Source organism: Kitasatospora sp. NPDC029367 (genome assembly GCF_055569135.1).
On record NZ_JBVHYH010000102.1, the window covers coordinates 1 to 1,248 of the forward strand.

Sequence of the window (1,248 nt, forward strand, 5' to 3'; positions counted from 1 at the left end):
CCCCACACCCACCAACCCCCGACACCACCACCCCACCACCGAACCACCCCCCCCCCCACCCCACCCCCCCCCCCCCCCCCCCCCCCCCCCCCCCCCCCCCCCCCCCCCCCCCCCCCCCCCCCCCCCCCCCCCCCCCCCCCCCCCCCCCGCTGCCGTCACCGCCGCGCCGCCGCCCCGCTGTCCGATACCGGGCCCGGGGCCCGTCGGGGCCGGGGATAATGGATCACGCAGGCTCCGGCCGCGTCGCCGGTCGCCGACGGGGCCGCCCCGGCCGTACGCGCTCGTTCGATCGAAAGGTCCTCCGTGGCTGACCAGACGTTGCTCGCCGCCCAGCGCCAGGCGCTGATCCTGGAGGCGATCCGCCGGACCGGTGCGATCCGGGTCGCCGAGCTGGTCGAGCAGTTCGGCGTGTCCGACATGACCATCCGCCGGGACCTCGACGCGCTGGTGCGCCAGGGCACGGTGGAGAAGGTCCACGGCGGCGCGGTGGCGGCCGGGACGGCCAGCACCTTCGAGCCCGGCTTCGACGCCAAGTCCACCCTGGAGGAGGGCACCAAGGCCGCGCTCGCGGACGCCGCGGTGCGGCTGGTGGAGCCCGGCAGCGTGGTGGCCCTGTCGGCCGGCACCACGACGTACGCGGTCGCCTCCCGGCTGCTGGAGGTCCCGGAGCTGACCGTGGTGACCAACTCGCTGCGGATCGCCGACCTGCTGTGGGCCGCGGGGAGCGAGGGGCGGGAGAACGTCCCGACCCTGCTGCTGACCGGCGGGTCGCCGACCCGCTCGGCGGCCCTGGTCGGGGCGCTGGCCGACCAGACCGTCCGGTCGCTGCACGTGGACCTGCTGATCCTGGGCGTGCACGGGGTGAGCGAGCAGGCCGGCCTCACCACGCCCAACCTGGCCGAGGCGCAGACCAACCGGGCCCTGATCGCCTCCGCCCGCCGCACCGTCGTGGTCGCCGACCACACCAAATGGGGCGTCGTCGGCCTGAGCAGCTTCGCGACCCTGGCGGAGGTCGACTGCTTCATCACCGACGACGCCCTGCCCGCGGCGGCCCGCGGGGTGCTCGCCGAGGCGGTCGGCGAGCTCCTGGTCGTCCCGACCACCGGCTGATCCCGCTTCCTTCCGGTGGGGCCGGATTTCGGGGGGGGCCCCCGGAGGGGGGGGAACAAGGCTGGTGTAGCCACCCGGGGGGGCGAGCCAGGAGGGAGGAGGGGGGGGAGAGAGGGGGGAGGGGGGGTGGGGGGGGGG

General features: G+C 77.2%; 1 protein-coding gene. It reads left to right on the top strand.

The features are described from left to right. Positions 1-303: 303 nt before the first annotated feature. Positions 304-1,110: a DeoR/GlpR family DNA-binding transcription regulator gene (locus ACZ4W5_RS34955; RefSeq protein WP_465659091.1), complete on the top strand. Its 807-nt coding sequence runs from the start codon at positions 304-306 to the stop codon at positions 1,108-1,110. Positions 1,111-1,248: the final 138 nt, after the last annotated feature.